The sequence below is a fragment of the Amaricoccus sp. genome (assembly GCF_036846665.1).
In the GTDB taxonomy this organism is placed as follows: domain Bacteria; phylum Pseudomonadota; class Alphaproteobacteria; order Rhodobacterales; family Rhodobacteraceae; genus Amaricoccus.
This window is the reverse complement of sequence record NZ_DAIUBO010000001.1, coordinates 17199-35777: the sequence shown is the minus strand read 5'-3', so window position 1 is coordinate 35777 and position 18579 is coordinate 17199. Positions and strand designations below refer to the sequence as shown.

The 18579-nt window shown below is 69.5% G+C and carries 18 protein-coding genes and 1 tRNA gene; 13 read left to right on the top strand and 6 right to left on the bottom strand.

The features are described from left to right. Positions 1-13 precede the first annotated feature (13 nt). Entirely contained in the window at positions 14-829 is an 816-nt protein-coding gene (locus tag V7050_RS00175) for a lytic transglycosylase domain-containing protein (RefSeq protein WP_324367200.1), read from the bottom strand. A gap of 180 nt (positions 830-1009) precedes the next feature. After that, complete coding sequence (gene yghX, locus V7050_RS00170; protein ID WP_324367198.1) at positions 1010-1906, bottom strand: YghX family hydrolase; 897 nt, start codon at positions 1904-1906, stop codon at positions 1010-1012. Between the two features lie 200 nt (positions 1907-2106). On the opposite strand from yghX, the gene V7050_RS00165 reads away from it, so the two are divergent. Together V7050_RS00165 and V7050_RS00160 are read left to right on the top strand one after the other, a co-directional pair. Continuing rightward, positions 2107-2322 carry a hypothetical protein gene (locus V7050_RS00165; RefSeq protein WP_324367196.1) on the top strand — a complete coding sequence of 72 codons (216 nt, stop codon included), beginning with the start codon at positions 2107-2109 and terminating at the stop codon, positions 2320-2322. 372 nt (positions 2323-2694) lie between these two features. Beyond that, positions 2695-2916 carry a hypothetical protein gene (locus V7050_RS00160; protein WP_324367194.1) on the top strand — a complete coding sequence of 74 codons (222 nt, stop codon included), beginning with the start codon at positions 2695-2697 and terminating at the stop codon, positions 2914-2916. A gap of 28 nt (positions 2917-2944) precedes the next feature. On the opposite strand, the gene V7050_RS00155 is transcribed toward V7050_RS00160, so the two are convergent. The 3 genes from V7050_RS00155 to V7050_RS00145 all read right to left on the bottom strand — a co-directional run bounded on the left by V7050_RS00155 (position 2945) and on the right by V7050_RS00145 (position 4414). Beyond that, positions 2945-3925 carry a D-2-hydroxyacid dehydrogenase gene (locus V7050_RS00155; protein ID WP_324367191.1) on the bottom strand — a complete coding sequence of 327 codons (981 nt, stop codon included), beginning with the start codon at positions 3923-3925 and terminating at the stop codon, positions 2945-2947. 35 nt (positions 3926-3960) lie between these two features. Beyond that, positions 3961-4045 (bottom strand) — tRNA-Leu (locus V7050_RS00150). Positions 4046-4186: 141 nt separating this feature from the next. Beyond that, positions 4187-4414, bottom strand: a complete 228-nt coding sequence (locus V7050_RS00145; RefSeq protein WP_324410159.1) for a hypothetical protein — start codon at positions 4412-4414, stop codon at positions 4187-4189. A 432-nt stretch (positions 4415-4846) separates the two neighbouring features. Between V7050_RS00145 and V7050_RS00140 the strand changes: the two genes are divergently transcribed. From V7050_RS00140 to ppk2, 6 genes are read left to right on the top strand one after another with little or no spacing between them, the layout of a single operon-like run. Then, on the top strand, positions 4847-6427 hold the full coding sequence (locus V7050_RS00140) for a tetratricopeptide repeat protein (protein ID WP_324364582.1): 1581 nt from the start codon (positions 4847-4849) through the stop codon (positions 6425-6427). Next, positions 6424-7536, top strand: coding sequence for an AI-2E family transporter (locus V7050_RS00135; RefSeq protein ID WP_324364584.1), 1113 nt, complete (start codon positions 6424-6426; stop codon positions 7534-7536). The genes V7050_RS00140 and V7050_RS00135 overlap by 4 nt, the downstream gene beginning before the upstream one ends. Next, positions 7536-7991 carry a hypothetical protein gene (locus V7050_RS00130; protein ID WP_324364586.1) on the top strand — a complete coding sequence of 152 codons (456 nt, stop codon included), beginning with the start codon at positions 7536-7538 and terminating at the stop codon, positions 7989-7991. Before V7050_RS00135 ends, V7050_RS00130 begins: the two co-directional genes overlap by 1 nt. 1 nt (position 7992) lies before the next feature. Next, entirely contained in the window at positions 7993-9225 is a 1233-nt protein-coding gene (locus V7050_RS00125; RefSeq protein ID WP_324364588.1) for an HlyD family secretion protein, read from the top strand. Then, the gene (locus tag V7050_RS00120) at positions 9225-10928 is read left to right on the top strand and encodes a SulP family inorganic anion transporter (protein ID WP_324364590.1); all 1704 of its coding nucleotides are present in this window, start codon (positions 9225-9227) and stop codon (positions 10926-10928) included. The genes V7050_RS00125 and V7050_RS00120 overlap by 1 nt, the downstream gene beginning before the upstream one ends. Beyond that, complete coding sequence (gene ppk2, locus V7050_RS00115) at positions 10925-11767, top strand: polyphosphate kinase 2 (RefSeq protein WP_324364592.1); 843 nt, start codon at positions 10925-10927, stop codon at positions 11765-11767. The genes V7050_RS00120 and ppk2 overlap by 4 nt, the downstream gene beginning before the upstream one ends. Positions 11768-11991: 224 nt before the next feature. On the opposite strand, the gene V7050_RS00110 is transcribed toward ppk2, so the two are convergent. After that, positions 11992-12456, bottom strand: coding sequence for a hypothetical protein (locus V7050_RS00110; protein WP_324364594.1), 465 nt, complete (start codon positions 12454-12456; stop codon positions 11992-11994). Positions 12457-12623: 167 nt separating this feature from the next. On the opposite strand from V7050_RS00110, the gene V7050_RS00105 reads away from it, so the two are divergent. The 5 genes from V7050_RS00105 (at position 12624) to V7050_RS00085 (ending at position 18479) form a co-directional block, all read left to right on the top strand. Beyond that, positions 12624-14810 (top strand): DUF3141 domain-containing protein, encoded by a 2187-nt coding sequence (locus V7050_RS00105; RefSeq protein WP_324410157.1) that lies wholly within the window; start codon positions 12624-12626, stop codon positions 14808-14810. A 3-nt stretch (positions 14811-14813) separates the two neighbouring features. Continuing rightward, positions 14814-15755, top strand: a complete 942-nt coding sequence (locus tag V7050_RS00100) for a phosphate acetyltransferase (protein WP_442885301.1) — start codon at positions 14814-14816, stop codon at positions 15753-15755. Continuing rightward, entirely contained in the window at positions 15755-16936 is a 1182-nt protein-coding gene (locus tag V7050_RS00095) for an acetate/propionate family kinase (protein WP_324364598.1), read from the top strand. The genes V7050_RS00100 and V7050_RS00095 overlap by 1 nt, the downstream gene beginning before the upstream one ends. Before the next feature lie 23 nt (positions 16937-16959). Then, the gene (gene fabI, locus V7050_RS00090) at positions 16960-17718 is read left to right on the top strand and encodes an enoyl-ACP reductase FabI (RefSeq protein ID WP_442885306.1); all 759 of its coding nucleotides are present in this window, start codon (positions 16960-16962) and stop codon (positions 17716-17718) included. 488 nt (positions 17719-18206) lie between these two features. Next, on the top strand, positions 18207-18479 hold the full coding sequence (locus V7050_RS00085; RefSeq protein ID WP_324364602.1) for a hypothetical protein: 273 nt from the start codon (positions 18207-18209) through the stop codon (positions 18477-18479). Positions 18480-18579 lie beyond the last annotated feature (100 nt).

The following is an 18579-nucleotide window of genomic DNA, read 5'->3' as shown; positions in this document are numbered from 1 at the left end:
ATGGCGGGGCCGCTCAGAAGAGGCTGCCCGAGGGCGCGACGAGCAGCGCCCGGCCCTCGGTCAGGAGCGTCGAGCCCTGCACCAGCAGGCCTCCCGCCGCGGGCGCGATCATGTGGCCCGCACCGACCGATCCCATCACCGGTGCCGGCGGCGGCTCGAGCCGCGCGCTCCGGATGCGCTCGACCATCGCCTGGCGCTCGGCCGCGCGCCGCGCCGCCCTGCCGCCGCCGGCAAAAACCGGCACGGCGCTCGCCACCAGCGCCTCGGCCTCGGTGAGCGCCGAGGGATCGAGCCCGGCCAGCAGCCGGTCGAAGCGCGCGCGGTAGATCTGCGCGCGCTCGGGGGTCAGCGAGTGATAGGCGCCGGCGGCCTCCGACCAGGAGCCGCGCTCCTCGTAGAGGTTGCGCAGGAATTGCGCGGCATAGGTCGCGGTCCATTCCGGGTCGAACATGTCGTCGAGCGACGGGAAGGCGTGGCCGTGCCAGCGGAAGTTGATCTGGACGCAGCCGACGTCGAAGCTTTCGCGCCCCTCGGCGAGGCTCGCGCGCGCGAAGGCCATGGCCTCGTCGCGGGTGGCGAACCAGAATCCCTTGCCCTCGCGGTTGATCGCCCAGGGATAGGGCCGCACGCGGCCGTTCGACTTGCGCCCGGTCTCCGTGAGCGCGATGGCGTGCAGCACCTCCGGGGGCACGCCGCCGCGCCGGGCGCCGGCGACGATGGCACGCTCGCAGAGCGCCGCTTCGGGGTCGGCGTCGGAGGCATGCACCGGGAGTGCCGGCAAGGCAAGCGCCAGCAGCAGCCAAAGCCCGAGGGCCAACCGGGGCGTCATGCGGGGATTCTCCTCGAGGCACCGACGCCTTCGGGTCTAGGCCGCCAAGGTTACCAGCACGTTAGCGCCCCGCGGCGCGCGGATCGCCCGGAGGGCTGCGCCGCCGCCGGATCCGGGTTTTCGGGCCGTCGGGGCGCGGGCTTTCGCGGTGCGGCTCGCGGGGATCGGCCGATGCCGCGGCTAGGCGGTCGAGCCCAGGCGGTCCGCGAAGAAGCCGAGCGTGCGGTCCCAGGCCAGTTCGGCCGCCGCCGCGTCGTAGCGCGGGGTGGTGTCGTTGTGGAAGCCGTGGTTCGCGCCGTCGTAGAAGAAGGCCTCGTAGCTCTTGCCGTGGGCGTCCAGCGCCGCCTGGTAGTCCGGCCAGCCGGCGTTGGTGCGCTCGTCGAGCCCGGCGTAATGCAGCATCAGCGGCGCCTCGATCGCCGGCACGTCGGCCGCGTCCGGCTGCCGGCCGTAGAAGGGCACCGCGGCGGCGAGCTGCGGATAGGCCACCGCCAGCGCGTTGCAGACCCCGCCGCCGTAGCAGAAGCCGACCGCGCCGACCCGGCCGGTCGAATCCGGATGGTTCAGGAGATGCTCGAATCCGGCGAAGAAATCCTCCATCAGTTCGGCGCGGTCGAGGCTCGACTGCATCTCGCGCCCGGCGTCGTCATTGCCGGGATAGCCGCCGAGCGAGCTCAGCCCGTCCGGCCCGAGGGCGAGATAGCCCGCCTTGCCCAGCCGGCGCACCACATCCTCGATATAGGGGTTGAGGCCGCGGTTCTCGTGCACCACCAGCACCGCCGGCAGTGGCCCCGCGGCGCCGGCGGGCCGCGCCATCAGGCCGCGGATCGTGCCGGTTCCTTCCGGCGAGGCGTATTCGATGACCTCGGTGGTGATCGCCGGATCGTCGGGGGCGACCTGCTGGGCGAGGGCGTAGTCCGGTTGCAGGCTTTCGAGGAGCGCGCCCGCGGTCACCCCGCCGACGGCGTATTTCGCCGCATGGTCGAGGAAGGCGCGCTTGCTCATGCGCCCGTGCACGTAGCCGTCGTAGAGATCGAGCAGCCGCTGGTCGAAATCGCTGGCCTTCTTGCGTCGCATGGGTGACCTCCCTTTCGGCTTCGATGACGTCCGGAGATCCGAGATAGGCCGAAAGCCCGGCGCGGCCCCCCAAACTTTCCGTGAGCGGGCCTTTGCCGGCCGGCGCCGCCGCGCGGGGCCCATTAACCGGTCGATAACGAAGCATTTGTCTCAAAGGGGCGGATTTGGCATTCTCCCCCCGGGAGCGACGGGGGACGGGAATGAAAGCTTCGCTGCAGGCACGCATCGCCTATGGGCGGGACATCCGCAGCCGCGCGGAAATGCTGGTCGAGGCGCATGGCGCCGTCGCGGAGGCCGAGGCGCGCGAGGCGGCACGGGTTCCGGGAACGGCCGCGGCGGAGCGGTACTTCTGGGAGGCCGTCGCCGACCGGGTCGCGCGGATGCGCGGCGAGCCGGTGCTGCCGACGGAATACTGAAGCCTCGTCGAGGTCTGCCCGCCGGCCGGCGACCCGCCAGGGCCCGAAGGCGAGGCCGAGATCCTGAAGATCGTGGGTGTCCGGGTCGTGGCGTCGTCCGGCGCCCTTTCGGGACGATCGCATCCGGAGGCCACTTGATCCTTCCGCCGGACCCGCCGCCTGGCCGAGATCCGTGGCCCCGGACCGGGCTCCGGAACAGGGAACAGGCCGCGCCCGCGCGGCCCGATCGCCACGGGTCGATCGGACTGGGGATCCCTGGCACCGGGAGGAGAGTCGACGGCGAGGTCGCTGCCCGGCGTTAACGTCGTCCTAACCAAACCATTGCCCGGTGCCGGCCCCGGTGGCAGACTTGGCGGTGGGAGTGTTCCGGGGGTGGAGATGTTCGCGTTCTTCGGTGCGCGGCGCGCCTATGGCCGCGCCGTTCACGAGGCGGCCGACCGGCTTGTCGACGCCTATGGCGAGGCGGCCGACCAGGAGGCCTGGCGGGCGGCGCGGCTGACCGGACTCGCGGCAGGAGAGGCGGAATTCTGCCAGGCGGTCGCCGAATGCGTGACCCGCAAGCTCGGCAAGGCTCCGGGCATGCCCCTGCGCTGAGCGCGAAACCCCGCCCGCGGCGGCGGGATCAGGTCAGGGTGTTGCTCGGGCGCCCGGCGTGGAAATTGTCGATATGGCTGATCGTCTGGTCCCAGAGCGTCTGCATCGCCTCGGCGCTCGCCCAGGCCACATGCGGGGTGACGATCACGTTGGGCCGGCCGAGCACGCCGAGCAGCGGGTTCTCCGGCACCGGCGGCTCGGAGGTCAGGCAGTCGAAGCCGAAGCCCGCGATCTGCCCGGCGTCGAGCGCCCGCACCAGGTCGCCCTCGTGCACGAGCCCGCCGCGCGAGCAGTTGATCAGGAGCGGTCGGCGGGCCATCGCGCGGAACTCGGGTCCGGCGATGAGGTCGCGCGTCGCCGGCAACAGCGGGCTGTGCAGCGTGATGACGTCCGAGGTCGCGAGCAATTCGTCGAAGGGCGTGTAGAGCGGCCCCATGCCCGCGACGCCCTTGTGCGCGGCGAAGAGCGTGCGCATGCCGAAGGCCTGGGCGATGCGCGCGACGCCCTGGCCGATCACGCCCTCGCCGACGATGCCGAGCGTCGAGCCGGCGAGGTCGCTGATGGGGTAGTCGAAGAAGCAGAACTGGCCGGACTCCTGCCATCTGCCGTCGATCACCGCCTGCCGGTAGCCGACGATGCTGCGGCGCAGCGCGAGGATCAGCGCGAAGGTATGCTCGGGCACGGTGTTGGTGGCATAGCCGCGCACGTTCGAGACGACGATGCCGCGCTCGCGGCAGGCGGCGATGTCGAAGGCATCGTAGCCCGTCGCCGGGATGGCGATCATCTTCAGATCCGGCAGCGCCTCGATCTGCGCGCGGCGGATCGGCACCTTGTTGCAGATCGCGATAGCGGCGCCCTGGAGGCGTTCGACCACCTGGTCGGGATGGGTGCGGTCGTGCTCGACCCATTCATGGGGGAAGCCCGGCTTGGAAAGCTCGACCGAGGGCCCGATCGAGCCGCGGTCGAGAAAGACGACCCGAAGCGCCTCCGGATCCGCTGCGCCAGTCATTTCACTGCCCCTCGCTTCGGGAACGCACGTCGATCTGGTACCCGAGGCCGGACTCGAACCGGCAAGCCTTGCGGCGGCGGATTTTGAATCCGCTGCGTCTACCAATTCCGCCACTCGGGCAAGGCGCCGCCCCGACGCCCGCATCGACGGCGGAGATCTAGCAGCATTCCCCGGCCGGCACAACGCGCCGCCCCCCCGGCGCCCCTCCTCAACGCCGCCCGGGCCGCCCGATAGTTGTCGGGTGCCCCCGGCGCGATATCGTCAGCGGCTCTGCCCGGCCGCCTTCAGGAACCTGCCGATCTCGTCTTCGATCTCGGCGATCAGCACGCGGTAGTCGCCGATTTCGGGCCGCTGGGCGGCGTCGGGCCGCGCCTCGAACCTGGCGAGGCTCTGCTGTGCGAGCCCGTATTCCTCGCAGATCTCGCGAAACCGCGGATCCTTCCCCGCCAGTCGGAGCAGTGCCGCCGCCGCGGCCGGAAAGCGCGTCACTGCCTGTGTCAGGCCCGTCTGTGCGGGATCGGCGTCTGCCATTGCATCACCCCGAGCAGAGACGACAGCCGGAAGGCTGCGCGCCGCTCACGATGCTGCGAAGTACGTTACCGTTAGCTACGGGCTTTCCGACCCCGCTCGGTTCGGGCAGTGTGCGGGACCGACCAGACTCGGCCAGATCCGGGCGGAATGGCCGGTCGGAAGACGGGTATTGCGGAGAAGTCCGGGTTGTTGCAGCATCGCAGAAATAAGCCGGCGCCGCGCGTTGCGTCGTTCCCGTCCAGTCGAGAAGGCAGGATCGCCTCGCGATCGGGGCCGCGAGCGAGCCGCCCCAAGTACGTAACTGTCTACAACGTGCCCCTTCCGGTTTCGAAGCTGCGGCACCTGTGGCATTCTTCCGTCCGATGGCGGAGTGGACACGGCGGCCGGATCATGGCGCAGGAGGAGCAGGCGGTATCGACCGGCGCCGTCCGGGCGGAGTTGCGCCGCATTCTCGCCTCGCAGCAGTTCGATGCCAGCGACCGCAACCGTGCATTCCTGACCTACGTCGTCGGAGAGGCGCTCGCCGGACGAAGCCACCGGATCAAGGCCTATGCGATCGCAACCGAGGTCTTCGGGCGCGACACGACATTCGACCCGCAGCTCGATTCGATCGTCCGCATCGAGGCCGGCCGCCTCCGGCGCTCGCTCGAGCGCTACTACCTGACCGATGGCCGAAGCAGCCGCCTCCGCATCGACATCCCGCGAGGCGGCTACGCGCCCGTCTTCGAGAGCGGCGAGCCGGTGCGGCTCCCGCGAGTGGCGACCGGTCCTCCCCGGGTGCTGGTCACCGCCTTCGAGGAGGAGGGAGATCATTCTTCCTTCCCGACCTTCACCCGCGGCTTCACCCGGTCGCTGATCATTGGGCTCACCCGCTTCACGGGCCTGCGGGTCTTCGGCGCGGAGACGGCGCTGCGCCACCCGGCTGACGTCGAACCGAATGCGGCGCGACGGGATCTCGCCGCCGACTATCTCGTCACCGGACAGACGTCGCTGAGGTCGGACGGGTTCGAGGTCGACGTTCTCCTGGTCGAGTCGGCGAGCGGGCGTGCCATTTGGGCCGAGACCTACGAGCGGCGGCTCCATCCATCCGACATCATTGCGCTGCGCAACGAGGTCGCGGACAGCGTCGTCCGGGCGCTCGGGCAGCCGTACGGGGCGATCCAGCGCCACCGAGCGCGCGATGCCGACGGCGCGGTCCCGGAGACGCTTGGCAGTTATGCCGCGGTCCAGCTCTTCTATGCCTATTGGCGGACCTTCGATCGCGAGATGATCGAGGCCGTGCGTCTCGCCCTCGAGCGCGCGGTGGCGGCCGAGCCGGGCTATGCGGAGGCGAATGCCTGCCTCTCGCTGCTCTATTCCAATGCCTTCCGCTTCCGGCATCCGGTCAGGAGCCCCGATCCGGACCTGCTTGGCCGCGCCCTCGATCTCGCCGCCCATGCGATCGAGCTCGCACCCAGTTCGAGCTGGGCGCATTATGCGCTCGGAGTCGCCCGCTGGTTCGCCGGGGATGTCGCCGGTTCGCTCGACGCGCTCGAGGCCGGCCGGGCGCTCAACCCCAACGACACCACAATCCTCGCCGACCTCGGGCAGCGCTACGCCATGCTTGCCCGGTGGAACGAGGCGGTGCCGCTTCTGGAGGAATCCTATGCCGCCAATCCGGCGCAGCCCGGCACTTACCGCGTCGGCCTCTTCCTCTACCACTTCGCCCAGGGCCGCCACGCCGAGGCCCTGGCGGAGGCCCGCCGGATAAATGCGCCCAGTGTGGTTTATGGGCACCTTTCCGTGGCCGTCGCTGCCGCGGCGCTCGGTCGCGACGACGAGGCGGCGGATGCCGTCGCCGCGCTCCGGGGGATCGACCCCGACTACGGGGCCCATGCGGCGGCCGATCTGGAAGGCCGCCACGTCGCCCCCGGGCTCGTTGACCTGCTTCTGGCCGGTCTCCGGAAAGCGGGGCTTTCGGTGTCGGGATGAGCAGCGGACAGGCCCGGCGCAGGCTACGGATCGAAAAGGACCGCCTAGAGGCCGGCGCAACGGACTTCGTCGTCCGCCTCGCTTTCCTCGGCCTCTTCGCGTGGTGGTCGCTGGAACTGGTGCGCCCGTTCCTGCCGATCGTCATCTGGGCGATCCTGCTCGCGGTGGCGCTCTACCCGAGCTACGCCTGGATCGCCCGCCGGCTCGGCGACCGGCGCGGGCTCGCGGCGACCGTCCTCACCCTGATCGCGCTCGCGACCGTGCTCGGCCCTGTCAGCGTGCTTGCCGCGAGCCTCGCCGAGTCTGTCCAGTGGCTCGCCTCCGGCCTCCACTCCGGAACGCTGAGGGTTCCGCCGCCGCCGACCGAGGTTGCCGAGTGGCCCATTCTGGGGGAACAGATCGACGAGGTCTGGAACCTCGCCGCCACCAACTTTGACGACGCCGTGCATCGCTACGGTCCCGCCGTGCTGCCCGCCGGCGGCACGCTCCTCGCCAAGGTGGCCGGGATCAGCGCCGATGTCCTGAAGTTCGTCGTCTCGGTCGTCATCGCCGGTTTCCTCTTCCTGCCTGGCCCGCGTCTGGCCGCCGGCGCCCGGGCCTTCGCCGGGCGGCTCATCGCTCCGCGCGGTGCGCATTTCGTCGACCTCGCCGGCGCCACCATCCGCAACGTTTCGCGCGGGGTCATCGGCGTCGCGTTGCTGCAGGCGCTGCTCGCCGGCATCATCCTCTATGTCGCCGGCATTCCCGGCGCCGGTCTGATCGCCTTTGGCATCCTCCTGCTCTGCATCGTGCAGATCGGTGCCGCTCCGATTCTTCTGCCGGTGCTCGTCTGGATCTGGCTGAGCTACCCGACGGGCTTTTCCCTGATCCTGACCCTGCTGCTCGTTCCGGTCGGCCTTGTCGACAACGTGCTGAAGCCGATCCTGATGGCGCGCGGCCTGACCACGCCGATGCTCGTCATTCTGACCGGCGTGATCGGTGGCACCTTGACGCACGGCCTGATCGGGCTCTTCCTCGGTCCGGTGGTGCTTTCGGTCTTCTACGAACTCGTGGTCGCCTGGACGCGGCTCGGCACCAGCGAACGGACGTCTGCATCCGGAGCACCCTGATGGACCACCCCCCGATGAACCCCGCGGCGCCGCCGCACCTGCCGCCCTTCATCACCGGCCCCGGCCAGTCCGACTGGCTGATGACGGTGATGCTGGTCTTCCTGATCGCCGCGGTGGTCTCGGTCGGGCTGGTCTATCTCAAGCTTCACGCGCTGCCCGAGCATATGGCGCATCGCACCAACAAGGTGCAGCTCCAGTTCGTCGCGGTGCTCGCGCTGCTCGCGCTCTTCACCCACAATGCGGTCTTCTGGATCGCGGCGCTGCTTCTGGCGCTGGTCGAGCTGCCGAATTTCTCGACCCCGATGAATTCGATCGCGCTCTCGCTCGAAAAGCTCTCGGGCCGCGACAGGTCGCGCGAGCCGCCGTCGCTCTGGAACGACCTGCTCTCGGACGATGCCGGGGCCCCGCGGCACGGGCCGATCCGGCCGGCGGCGGCGCCGGAGGCGGAGGCCTGAGATGTTCGAGCTCCTGCTCTGCTCCGCGATCACCGTGCTGCCGGACTACCTCTACCGCCGCTATGCCCAGAGCAAGCGCATCGGCCGCGAGATCACGCTCTTCTCCGTCTGGTACGAACTCAGGTGGGGCATCACCTTCTGCGTGATCCTGACGGTCTCGCTCATCACCACCATCTTCTATTTCCATCCCTCGACCTCGAGCGCGGTCTCGGTGTTCCGCACCGTGACGATCCTGCCGGAATCGAACGGCCGGGTGGCGGAGACCTTCGTCGACATCAACCAGCATGTCGCCGAGGGCCAGCCGCTCTTCCGGCTCGACACCGCCGAGCAGGAGGCGGAGATCGAGACGGCGCGGCGCCGGATCGCAGAGGTCGACGCGGCGATGACCGTGGCGCAGTCGCAGCTCGCCGAGGCCGAAGGCCGCATCCGGCAGGCCCGCGGTTCGCTCAGGCAGGCCCAGGACGAGTACGAGACCCGCGCCGAGCTGATGCAGCGCAACCCCGACGCCATCTCCCAGCGCGAGGTCGACCGGGCGCAGGTCGCGGTCGACACCGCCCAGGGCGCGGTCGACGCCGCCGTCGCCGGCAAGGCCGCCGTCCAGTCCCAGCTCGACTTCGCCCTGCCGGCGCAGCGGGCCAGCGCGGAGGCGGCGCTCGCCGAGGCCGAGGTGGCGCGCTCCAAGGCGACAGTCGTCGCCGGCACGGACGGCATCGTCCAGCAATTCGCGCTGCGCCCCGGGGACGTGGTCAACCCGATGCTGCGCCCGGCCGGCATCCTCGTCCCCGACCGCCGCGTCACCGGCCTCGCCGCCGGCTTCGGCCAGATCGAGGCGCAGGTGCTCAAGGTCGGCATGGTCGGCGAGGTCGCCTGCCCGGCGGTGCCCTTCACGGTGATCCCCGTCGTCGTCACGGAGGTGCAGGACGTGATCGCCGCGGGCCAGATCCGCCCGACCGACCAGCTCCAGGACGTCGCCGCCTTCGTCCAGCCCGGCACGATCACCGTGATCATGGAGCCGCTCTACGAGGGCGGGCTCGACCGGCTGCCCCAGGGCGCCTCCTGCACCGCCAATGCCTATACCTCGAACCACGACGCGCTGCAGGACCCCGACATCGGCGCCCTCCACGCCTTCGTGCTCCACGCCATCGACGCCACCGGCCTCGTGCATGCCGCGCTCCTGCGGCTGCAGGCGCTGATCCTGCCGGTGCGCACGCTGGTGCTCTCCGGCGGCCACTGATGAGCGCGGGCGACGCCCCGTCCACCCGGCCGGTGCTGGCGAGCCTCGCCGGCTACCGCCCGGGCTGGATCAAGGGCGACGTCGCCGCCGGCCTCGCCATCGCCGCGGTGGGCCTGCCCACCGCCATCGCCTACCCGGCGATCGCCGGCCTGCCGCCGCAGACCGGCCTCTACGCCTCGATCGCGCCACTGGTCGCCTACGCCGTCTTCGGCCCGTCGCGGCAGCTTATCGTCGGCCCGGACGCGGCGACGGTCACGGTGATGGCCGCGGTCCTCGCCACCATCCCGGGCCTCGCCGATGCCGACCGAGCGGGCGTGGCGGCCATGCTGGGGCTGATCGTCGGTGGCCTCTATCTCGGCGGGCGGGCGCTCGGCTTCGGGGTGCTCTCGACCTTCCTCTCGCGCCCGATCCTCGTCGGCTTCTTCGCCGGCATCTCGCTCTCGATCATCACCGGCCAGCTCAAGCGCATCACCGGTGCGCCGATAAGCTCCGACGGCCTGATCGCGCCGTTCATCGACCTCGTCCGCAAGGCCCAGCTCATCCACTGGCCTTCGCTGGCGCTGGCCGCGGCGATGTTCGCCGTCCTCCAGGGCGCCCGCCTGCGGCGGGTGCCCGTCCCGGGGCCGGTCATCGTCGTGGTCCTCGCCGTTGCCCTGTCCGCGCTTCTCGACCTGCCCGCCCGGGGTATCGCCACCGTCGGACAGATCCCGTCCGGGGTCCCCGCGCTCGCGCTGCCGACCGGTGGCGGCGCGTCCCCCGACCGGCTGCTCCTGGGCGCGCTCGCCATCTTTCTTGTCAGCTTCGCCGCCGGCATCGTCACGGCGCGTAGCTTCGGCCAGCGCGGCGGCTATCCGGTCGACGCCAACCGCGAGATGCTCGGCTTCGGCGCCGCCAACATCGCCGCGGGCCTGTTCTCCGCCTTCCCGGTCACCGCCTCGGACTCGCGCACCGCCATCAACGCCAGCGTCGGCGGCCGTTCCCAAATCGCCGGCGTCGTCGCCGCCGCGGCGCTGCTGCTCACCATCCTCTACCTGCGGCCCGCGCTGGCGATCCTGCCGATCCCTGCCCTCGGCGCCATCCTGATCGCTGCTGCGGTCAGCCTGATCGACGTCCCCGCGCTGCGCGAGGTCTGGCGCATCAGCCGCATCGAGTTCGTCTTCGCGATGATCGCGCTCGTGGCGCCCATCACCCTCGGCGTGCTCAACGGCGTGCTGATCGCCATCGGCGCCACCTTCGCCTACCTCCTGCACCAGATGATGCGACCGCGCGATGCGTTGCTCGGGCGCATTCCGGGCCGCGACGGCTTCTACAAGCTTCACCGCCGCGCTGACGCCCGCCCGGTCCCGGGGCTCACCATCGCGCTGATCGAGGGCGACGTGCTCTTCTTCAACGCCGACCACATCCAGGCGCGGCTCCTCGCCATCGCCGATGCCATGCCGGGGGACAACCGCTGGTTCGTGATCGACGCCAGCGCCATCACCCAGATCGATTCGACGGCCGCCGCCATGCTCGAGGAGGTCCGCGCCGACCTCGCGGACCGTGGCGTCCGCCTCGGCCTGGCGGAGCTGCACGCCAACGTCGCGGGCCTGCTCGACCGCGCCGGGCTTCTGGCCGCCATCGGCCCCGACCTGATCTTCGACGATCTCGACGATGCGCTGCGCGCCTTCGGGGCGGGCGGCGCCAACCCCGGAGGAATCCCGTGAGCAAGAAGCACAAGAAGGAAAAGGTCGCCGATGCGCCTTCAAGGCCGGATCCGAAGGCAGCGAAGAAGGCGCGCAACAGGGCCTATGAGGCGGAGCTCGCCCGCCTGCAGGTGGAGATCTCGCATCTGCAGGCCTGGGTGAAGGCGACGGGCGCGCGCATCGTCATCGTCTTCGAGGGCCGCGACGCCGCCGGCAAGGGCGGCATGATCAAGCGCTTCGTCGAGCGGGTCAGCCCGCGCGTCTTCCGCGTCGTCGCGCTGCCGGCGCCGAGCGACCGCGAGAAGACCCAGATGTATTTCCAGCGCTACATGGCCCAGCTTCCCGCCGCCGGCGAGGTGGTGATCTTCGACCGCTCCTGGTACAACCGCCCCGGCGTGGAGCGGGTGATGGGCTTCACGCCCGAGGACCGCGTGAAGAGGTTCCTGGAACTGGTCCCGGCGGCGGAGAAGGTGATCGTCGAGAACGGCATCCTCCTGCTCAAGTATTTCCTCGACGTGAGCGAGGAGGAGCAGGAGCGGCGCTTCCGCCAGCGCATCGACGATCCCTTGCGGCAGTGGAAGCTCTCGCCGATGGATGTGGAGAGCTACCGCCGCTGGTGGGACTATACGAAGGCCTACGACGAGATGGTCCGCGCGACCGACACGCCGCACGCGCCCTGGTGGATCGTGGATTCCAACGACAAGAAGGCGGCGCGCATCAACTGCCTCACCCACCTCCTCCAGCAGATCCCCTACGAGAGGATCGTGTTCGACGCGCCCAAGCTCGGCAAGCGTCAGAAGAAGCCCGATGGCTACGCGCCCGACCGGACCGCGCGGAACGCGGTCCCGAGCGTCTTCTGATACTGGTGGCCGCATGCCGCGATGCTTGGTACGTGTCACGCTGGCGCAACGGCTTCCCGCCTTTGCCTCCGAGACGTGAAGGGATCTGCCGTCGCATCCTTCCGATGGGCATCGGCAACGGTTAAGAATGGCTGAACACGATCCGGAAACGCCATTACTTACAAGGAGATAGGCCGCCAGGCACGCGTGCCCGGACCGCGCCCGGGCACGCCTCGGCCCCGCCCTCAAACCGCCGGCGGCGCCCAGTTCAGGAAGAAGCCGATGTCGCCGGGCATGCCGCCGGGGAAGTTGATGACCATCGCCTTCAGCCTGTAGCCACCTGGTTTGCCAAGCTCCTGATAGCGATCGTAGAATTCCTTCGCCTTGCCCTGCAGCGTCTCCGGCCAGCGCGGATCGTTGCTGTTGATCGCCCGCCCGCCGTCGGTGCAGAGGCTCGAGGGGAAGCTGTAGACCATCGCCTCCATCTTGCCGTCCTTCACCGCGTTCGAGACCAGCCGCCGCACCATGGCGATCTCGTCCTCGGTGACGTGCTTGTGCAGGAAGTCGTCCGTGAATGCGGTGAGCTTCTTCTGCTCCGCCTCCCGTGCCTTCCGCTCGACGTCCATCTTATCCAGTTCCTTCCTGAGGATGGACATGCGCAGTTCGTCCGCCGAGATCGGCGCCGCCGTCGGATCGATCTTGTCGCTCATGAAAACAGTCTCCCCTCGCGTCAGAAGTCCCGCGCACCTTCTACCAGACAAGGGGCAGAAGGCGAATGTTACATACGGTAGCGTACCCAAGAACGCACTTGACGTCCGGCCTTCGCACCTGCACAGCGATCCCCGTTAGCCAGCCCTGAATCCGAGGGGGGTGCATCATGGCCGAGCGCGAGATTCCGCGACTTCCCAGCCCGGCAGCTGCCGCGGAATACCTGACCGACGCCTGGCAACGCTCGATCCTCTTCCTCGATGTCATGCGCCAGCGCGCCGCACAATACGAGGCCCACGCTGCCGAGCTCGCCCCGAACGTGCTCGACTACAGGGCCGAGCTCGTCCTCGACGGCCGCAGCCTGGCGAAGCCCGTCAACTACCTTCTCGCCCGCATCGTCCCGCCCGGGGGCGTCACGATCGACCCGAGGAAACGCCCATTCGTCGTCGTCGACCCCCGCGCCGGCCACGGCCCCGGCATCGGCGGCTTCAAGGCCGACAGCGAGATCGGCGTGGCGATGCAGGCGGGCCACCCGGTCTATTTCGTCGGCTTCCTGCCCGAGCCGGTGCCCGGCCAGACCATCCTCGACATCGCCACCGCCGAGGCCTCCTTCCTCGAGGCCGTCATCGCCCGCCACCCGGAGGCCCAGGGCAGGCCCTGCGTCATCGGCAATTGCCAGGCCGGCTGGGCGGTGATGATCGTCGCCGCGCTCCGTCCCGAGCTCTTCGGCCCGGTCATCATCGCCGGAACCCCGCTCTCCTACTGGGCGGGCGTGCGCGGCGAGAACCCGATGCGCTACACCGGCGGCCTGCTCGGCGGCTCCTGGCTGACCGCGCTCGCGGGCGACCTCGGCGCCGGCATCTTCGACGGCGCGGCGCTGGTGCAGAATTTCGAGAACCAGAACCCCGCCAACACGCTCTGGACCAAGCAATACAACCTCTGGTCGAAGATCGACACCGAGCCCGAGCGCTACCTCGAGTTCGAGAAATGGTGGGGCGGTCATGTCACGCTGAACGCGGAGGAGAAGCAGTGGATCGTCGACGAGCTCTTCGTCGGCAACCGCCTCGCCTCGGGCGAGATCCGCACCGCCGACGGCACCGCGATCGACCTGCGAGGGGTCCGTTCGCCGATCGTCGTCTTCTGCTCGAAAGGCGACAACATCACGCCGCCGAGCCAGGCGCTCGACTGGATCCTCGACCTCTACGACAGCGTCGACGACATCCGCGCCTGGGGCCAGACCATCGTCTATACGGTCCACGAGCACGTGGGCCATCTCGGCATCTTCGTTTCCGGCGGCGTCGCCCGGAAGGAGCACGAGGAATTCGCATCGAACATCGACCTGATCGACGTGCTGCCGCCGGGCCTCTACGAGGCGGTGCTGACCCCGAAGGGCGCGGCGGTCGACAATCCTGAGCTCGTCACGGGCGAATGGGTCATGCGCTGCGAGGCCCGCAGCCTCGACGACATCCGCGCGCTCGGCGGCAACGACCTGGCCGACGAGCGCAAGTTCGAGGCCGCTGCGCGTCTCTCGGAGATCAACCTCGCCCTCTACCGGACCTTCGCCCAGCCCGCGGTCCGTGCCGTGACTTCGCCGCCGATCGCCGAAGCCATGCGCCGGATGCACCCGCTGCGCCTTTCCTACGAGATCTTCGGGCCGCGGAACCCGTGGATGGGCTGGGTAGCGACCGAGGCCGAGCGGGTCCGCGACCGCCGCCGGCCGGCCGACCCAGGGAACCCGCTCGTCGCCGCGCAAAGCATCGCCTCGAAGGCGATCGTCGAGAGCCTCGACGCCTGGCGCAGGGCGATGGAACGGGCCGCCGAGGACACCTTCCACGCGGTCTACGGCACGCCGGCGCTGCAGGCGGCGCTGGGGACCGACACGACGTCGTCGCAGCGCCCCCGCAAGGCGGCGCACAGCAAGCTGCACGAGGCCCTGGTGGAGCGCCGGATCGCGGCGCTCCATGAAGGGATGACCTGCGGCGGCCTGCGCGAGGCGCTGATACGGGCGCTCATCTGGGTCGGCATGGCCCGCAATGCCGTGGACGAGCGTGGCTTCGCGGCGATCACCCGGATACGTGACGCCCACCCGGCGCATCGTCAGATGACCCTGGCCGACTTCAAGACGCTGGTCCGCGAGCAGTTCCTGATGCTCGTCCTGGACGAGGAGGCGGCGCTCGCGGCAATTCCGGGGCTCCTGCCGGAATCGCTCGACGAGCGGCGGCAGGCGCTGGCCGCGCTCCGCGGCGTCGTCGAGGCCAGCGGTGCTCCCGGCGAAGGACCGTCCGAGCGGCTGCGCCGGGTAGCGGCGCTCTTCGGCCTCGGCCCGGAGCTCGTGACGAGCCGCAAGGCGTCCTGAGCCGTGGTCGAGCGGAGCGACAAGTACGAACGCCTGATCGCCGCCGGGCGCGACGGCACGCCGGCGGCGACGATCGTCGCGCATCCCTGCGACGAGACCTCGCTGCGCGGCGCCATGGAGGCGGCGGCCGAGCAGCTGATCGACCCGGTTCTGGTCGGCCCGGAGCCGAGGATCCGGAGCCTCGCGGCCGAGCACGGCATCGACCTCGCGGGCCGGCAGATCGTCGACGCGCCGCACAGCCATGCCGCCGCAGCACAGGCGGTTGCGCTGATCCGCGAGGGCCGGGGCGAGCTCCTGATGAAGGGGAGCCTCCACACCGACGAGCTGATGCGCGAGGTGACCTCCTCGGCCACCGGGTTGCGAACCGAGCGGAGGATCAGCCACGTCTTCATCATGGACGTGCCCGGCCATGCGGAGACGCTCTTCATCACCGACGCGGCGATCAACATCTTCCCCGACCTCGACACCAAGCGCGACATCGTTCAGAACGCCATCGACCTCTGGAGGGGCATCGGCCTCGGCACGCCCAGGGTCGCGATCCTCTCCGCCGTCGAGACGGTGACGACCAAGATTCCCTCGACGATCGAGGCCGCCGCGCTCTGCAAGATGGCCGAGCGCGGGCAAATCACCGGCGGCCTTCTCGACGGACCGCTCGCCTTCGACAACGCCATCGACCCGGAGGCGGCGCGCATCAAGGGCATCGGCGGGCCGGTCGCCGGCCACGGCCAGATCCTCGTCGTGCCTGACCTCGAGGCCGGCAACATGCTGGCCAAGAACCTGACCTTCCTCGCGCATGCCGACGCCGCCGGCATCGTGCTCGGCGCGCGTGTCCCGATCGTGCTGACCTCGCGGGCCGACAGCGTTCGTACCCGCCTCGCCTCCTGTGCCGTCGCGGCGCTCTACGCCAACGCCCGCCGCGCCACGACCGCCGTCTCCGCCGCCTGATGGACGCCATCCTCGTCGTCAACGCCGGATCCTCGAGCCTCAAGGTCCAGGTCTTCGAGATTGTCGGCGGGGGGCTCGAGCGGCGGCTGCGCGGCCAGCTCGACGGCATCGGGGTGCGGCCCCGCCTGCGCGCCGCCGACGGTTCCGGCACCCTCCTCGTCGACCGCAGCTACGAGCCCGCGGAGGTCCACGACCTGCCCACGGCCATCGCCGAGACCGGTGACTGGCTGCGCAGCCTCGAAGGGCTGAAGCTTCGCGCCATCGGCCATCGCGTCGTCCACGGCGGCCCGGAATTCGCCCACCCGGTTCTGATCGACGAGGCGATCCTCGGCCGCCTCGCCCGCTACCAGTCCCTTGCGCCCCTGCACCAGCCGAACAACCTTGCGCCGATCCGCCGCGCGATGGCGATCGACCAGGACGTGCCGCAGGTCGCCTGCTTCGACACCGCCTTCCACCGAGGGCACCAGGCCTATGCCGATTGCTACGCGCTGCCGCGCGCGCTCTACGACGAGGGCATCCGCCGCTACGGCTTCCACGGCCTCAGCTACGAGTACATCGCCGACCGCCTTCGCGCCGTCGCGCCGGAGCTCGCCGCGGGCCGCGTGATCGTCGCCCACCTCGGCAGCGGCGCCTCGATGTGCGCGATCGCCGGCGGCCGCAGCGTCGAGAGCACGATGGGCTTCACCGCGCTGGACGGTCTGCCGATGGGCAGCCGTCCGGGCCAGCTCGACCCGGGCGTGGTCCTGCACCTGATCGAAGAAAGGGGCATGGCACCCGCGGAGGTCACCCGGCTCCTCTACAACGGTTCGGGCCTCAAGGGTCTCTCGGGCGTCTCGAACGACATGCGCGACCTCATGGCGAGCGACGACCCGGCGGCGGCCTTCGCCATCGACCATTTCGTCCATCGCTGCGCGCTCCACGCCGGCGCGCTCACCGCCGCCCTCGGCGGCCTCGACGGCTTCGTCTTCACCGCCGGCATCGGCGAGCATGCCGCCCCCATCCGCACCCGCATCGCCGAACGCCTCGCCTGGCTCGGCGCGGAGCTGGACCCGGAGGCCAACGAGGCCGGCGCGACCCGCATTTCGGCGCCCGCCAGCCGCATCGCCCTGCTCGTCATCCCGACCGACGAGGAGCTAATGATCGCCCGCCACACCCTCGCGCTGACAGGAGGCGCCCGATGACCCTGCCCCAAGTGAAGGCGAAGCTGCTCGACGGCAAGAAGGGCCTGATCGTCGGCATCGCCAACGACCGCTCGATCGCCTGGGGCTGCGCCCGCGCCTTTCGCGCCCTCGGCGCCGAGCTGGCGATCACCTACCTCAATGAGAAGGCGAAGCCGCATGTCGAGCCGCTCGCCCGCGAGGTCGAGGCCGCGATCTTCATGCCGATGGATGTTATGGCCGAGGGCCAGCTCGAGGCTGTCTTCGAGCGGATATCGGCCGAATGGGGCAAGCTTGACTTCCTCGTCCATTCGATCGCCTTCTCGACCAGGGAGGCCCTCGGCGGCCGCGTCACCGACGTCCCGCGCCAGGGCTTCCAGGTGACCATGGACGTCTCGGTCTGGTCCTTCATGCGCATGGCCCATCTCGCCGAGCCCCTGATGCGGGACGGCGGCACGCTCTTCACCATGACCTACTACGGCTCCGAGAAGGTGGTGGAGAACTACAACGTCATGGGCGTCGCCAAGGCCGCGCTCGAATCCGCCGTCCGCTACATCGCCGCCGAGCTCGGCCCCAAGGGCATCCGCGTGCACGCCATTTCCCCCGGCCCGCTGGCCACCCGCGCCGCCTCCGGAATCCCCGAGTTCGACGAGCTGCTCGAGAAGGCCAGGGGAAAGGCCCCGGCCCGCGCGCTGGTAGACATCGACGACGTCGGCGCCGCCTGCGCCTTCCTCGCCCACGACGCCGCCCGCCTGATGACCGGCCAGGTGCTCTACATCGACGGCGGCTACAACGTCATCGACTGATCACGCGCCCGCGTCCGTCCGCCGGAGTTCATCGGCGTGGAAGATCTTCAGGCGCCGGCCGCGCGCTAGGCTACGCCGGGAGCCAAGTGCGCGGCCTTCTACACCATCAGCCGGGACACGACCCGAGGTCGATTGGATCCATCGCGAATCGGCAGCTGGTCTGAAGGGTGGACGCAAAGTGAGCGTCCAGAGCGATCTGCAGACGAAGCAATATCTTAACATAGATCAGTGGTGCGGGCGGCCGGCACCTAGTGTCAAGAGTCATAAAGGATATTTTGACTGGCACTGCAACTTTTCAGTCTCCCGGCAGAGACTCGAACTTGCATTATTTTCTATCTCGCGCGCTTGGTGATGGGATTCCAACTATAGTTGAAGATCACGGGAAACGTGATTCTTTGATGTTTTGCTTTTTTTGTGAAATATAGCTTGATACACGCCGCACTATGGCGCTATTCTTTCGCATACATAGCGACATAGAGGATTCTACAATGGCCCACGACTACAGCTTCGAACTTGGTGGTGCGTCCGTATTCGATCGATCGGAGTTGATCTCCGAAGGATTCTCGATTGCCTGGCGCGGCGAGCTGCGAGAAATGAGGGACGGGTCGGGCTGGACCCGTCCCGTTGTTTACGTGCGCAACGGCAGCCGGTTTCCCGGCTACGTTTCCGGCAGGAGCTGGATTGTATTCGATCGCTGCCCGGCCTCGGGCCTCGAAAGCGCCAAGGTCGAATCCACCCGTGCCTGTGACGAGTGCTGCTAGAACTTAAGCGTCATAGGGGGACCCATCGCGCATTTTTCCAGATCCCCAGGGTCAAATGCTTCCCTGTTGCGCCCTTTAAGGTCCGAACAGATCACCTGCC

Coding starts and splice junctions, on each gene's coding strand:
- V7050_RS00105 (WP_324410157.1), top strand. CDS start 12,624: ATGGCCGAGCGCGAGATTCCGCGACTTCCCAGCCCGGCAGCTGCCGCG.
- V7050_RS00175 (WP_324367200.1), bottom strand. CDS start 829: ATGACGCCCCGGTTGGCCCTCGGGCTTTGGCTGCTGCTGGCGCTTGCC.
- V7050_RS00130 (WP_324364586.1), top strand. CDS start 7,536: ATGGACCACCCCCCGATGAACCCCGCGGCGCCGCCGCACCTGCCGCCC.
- V7050_RS00120 (WP_324364590.1), top strand. CDS start 9,225: ATGAGCGCGGGCGACGCCCCGTCCACCCGGCCGGTGCTGGCGAGCCTC.
- V7050_RS00140 (WP_324364582.1), top strand. CDS start 4,847: ATGGCGCAGGAGGAGCAGGCGGTATCGACCGGCGCCGTCCGGGCGGAG.
- yghX (WP_324367198.1), bottom strand. CDS start 1,906: ATGCGACGCAAGAAGGCCAGCGATTTCGACCAGCGGCTGCTCGATCTC.
- V7050_RS00110 (WP_324364594.1), bottom strand. CDS start 12,456: ATGAGCGACAAGATCGATCCGACGGCGGCGCCGATCTCGGCGGACGAA.
- V7050_RS00135 (WP_324364584.1), top strand. CDS start 6,424: ATGAGCAGCGGACAGGCCCGGCGCAGGCTACGGATCGAAAAGGACCGC.
- V7050_RS00125 (WP_324364588.1), top strand. CDS start 7,993: ATGTTCGAGCTCCTGCTCTGCTCCGCGATCACCGTGCTGCCGGACTAC.
- V7050_RS00165 (WP_324367196.1), top strand. CDS start 2,107: ATGAAAGCTTCGCTGCAGGCACGCATCGCCTATGGGCGGGACATCCGC.
- V7050_RS00095 (WP_324364598.1), top strand. CDS start 15,755: ATGGACGCCATCCTCGTCGTCAACGCCGGATCCTCGAGCCTCAAGGTC.
- V7050_RS00085 (WP_324364602.1), top strand. CDS start 18,207: ATGGCCCACGACTACAGCTTCGAACTTGGTGGTGCGTCCGTATTCGAT.
- V7050_RS00155 (WP_324367191.1), bottom strand. CDS start 3,925: ATGACTGGCGCAGCGGATCCGGAGGCGCTTCGGGTCGTCTTTCTCGAC.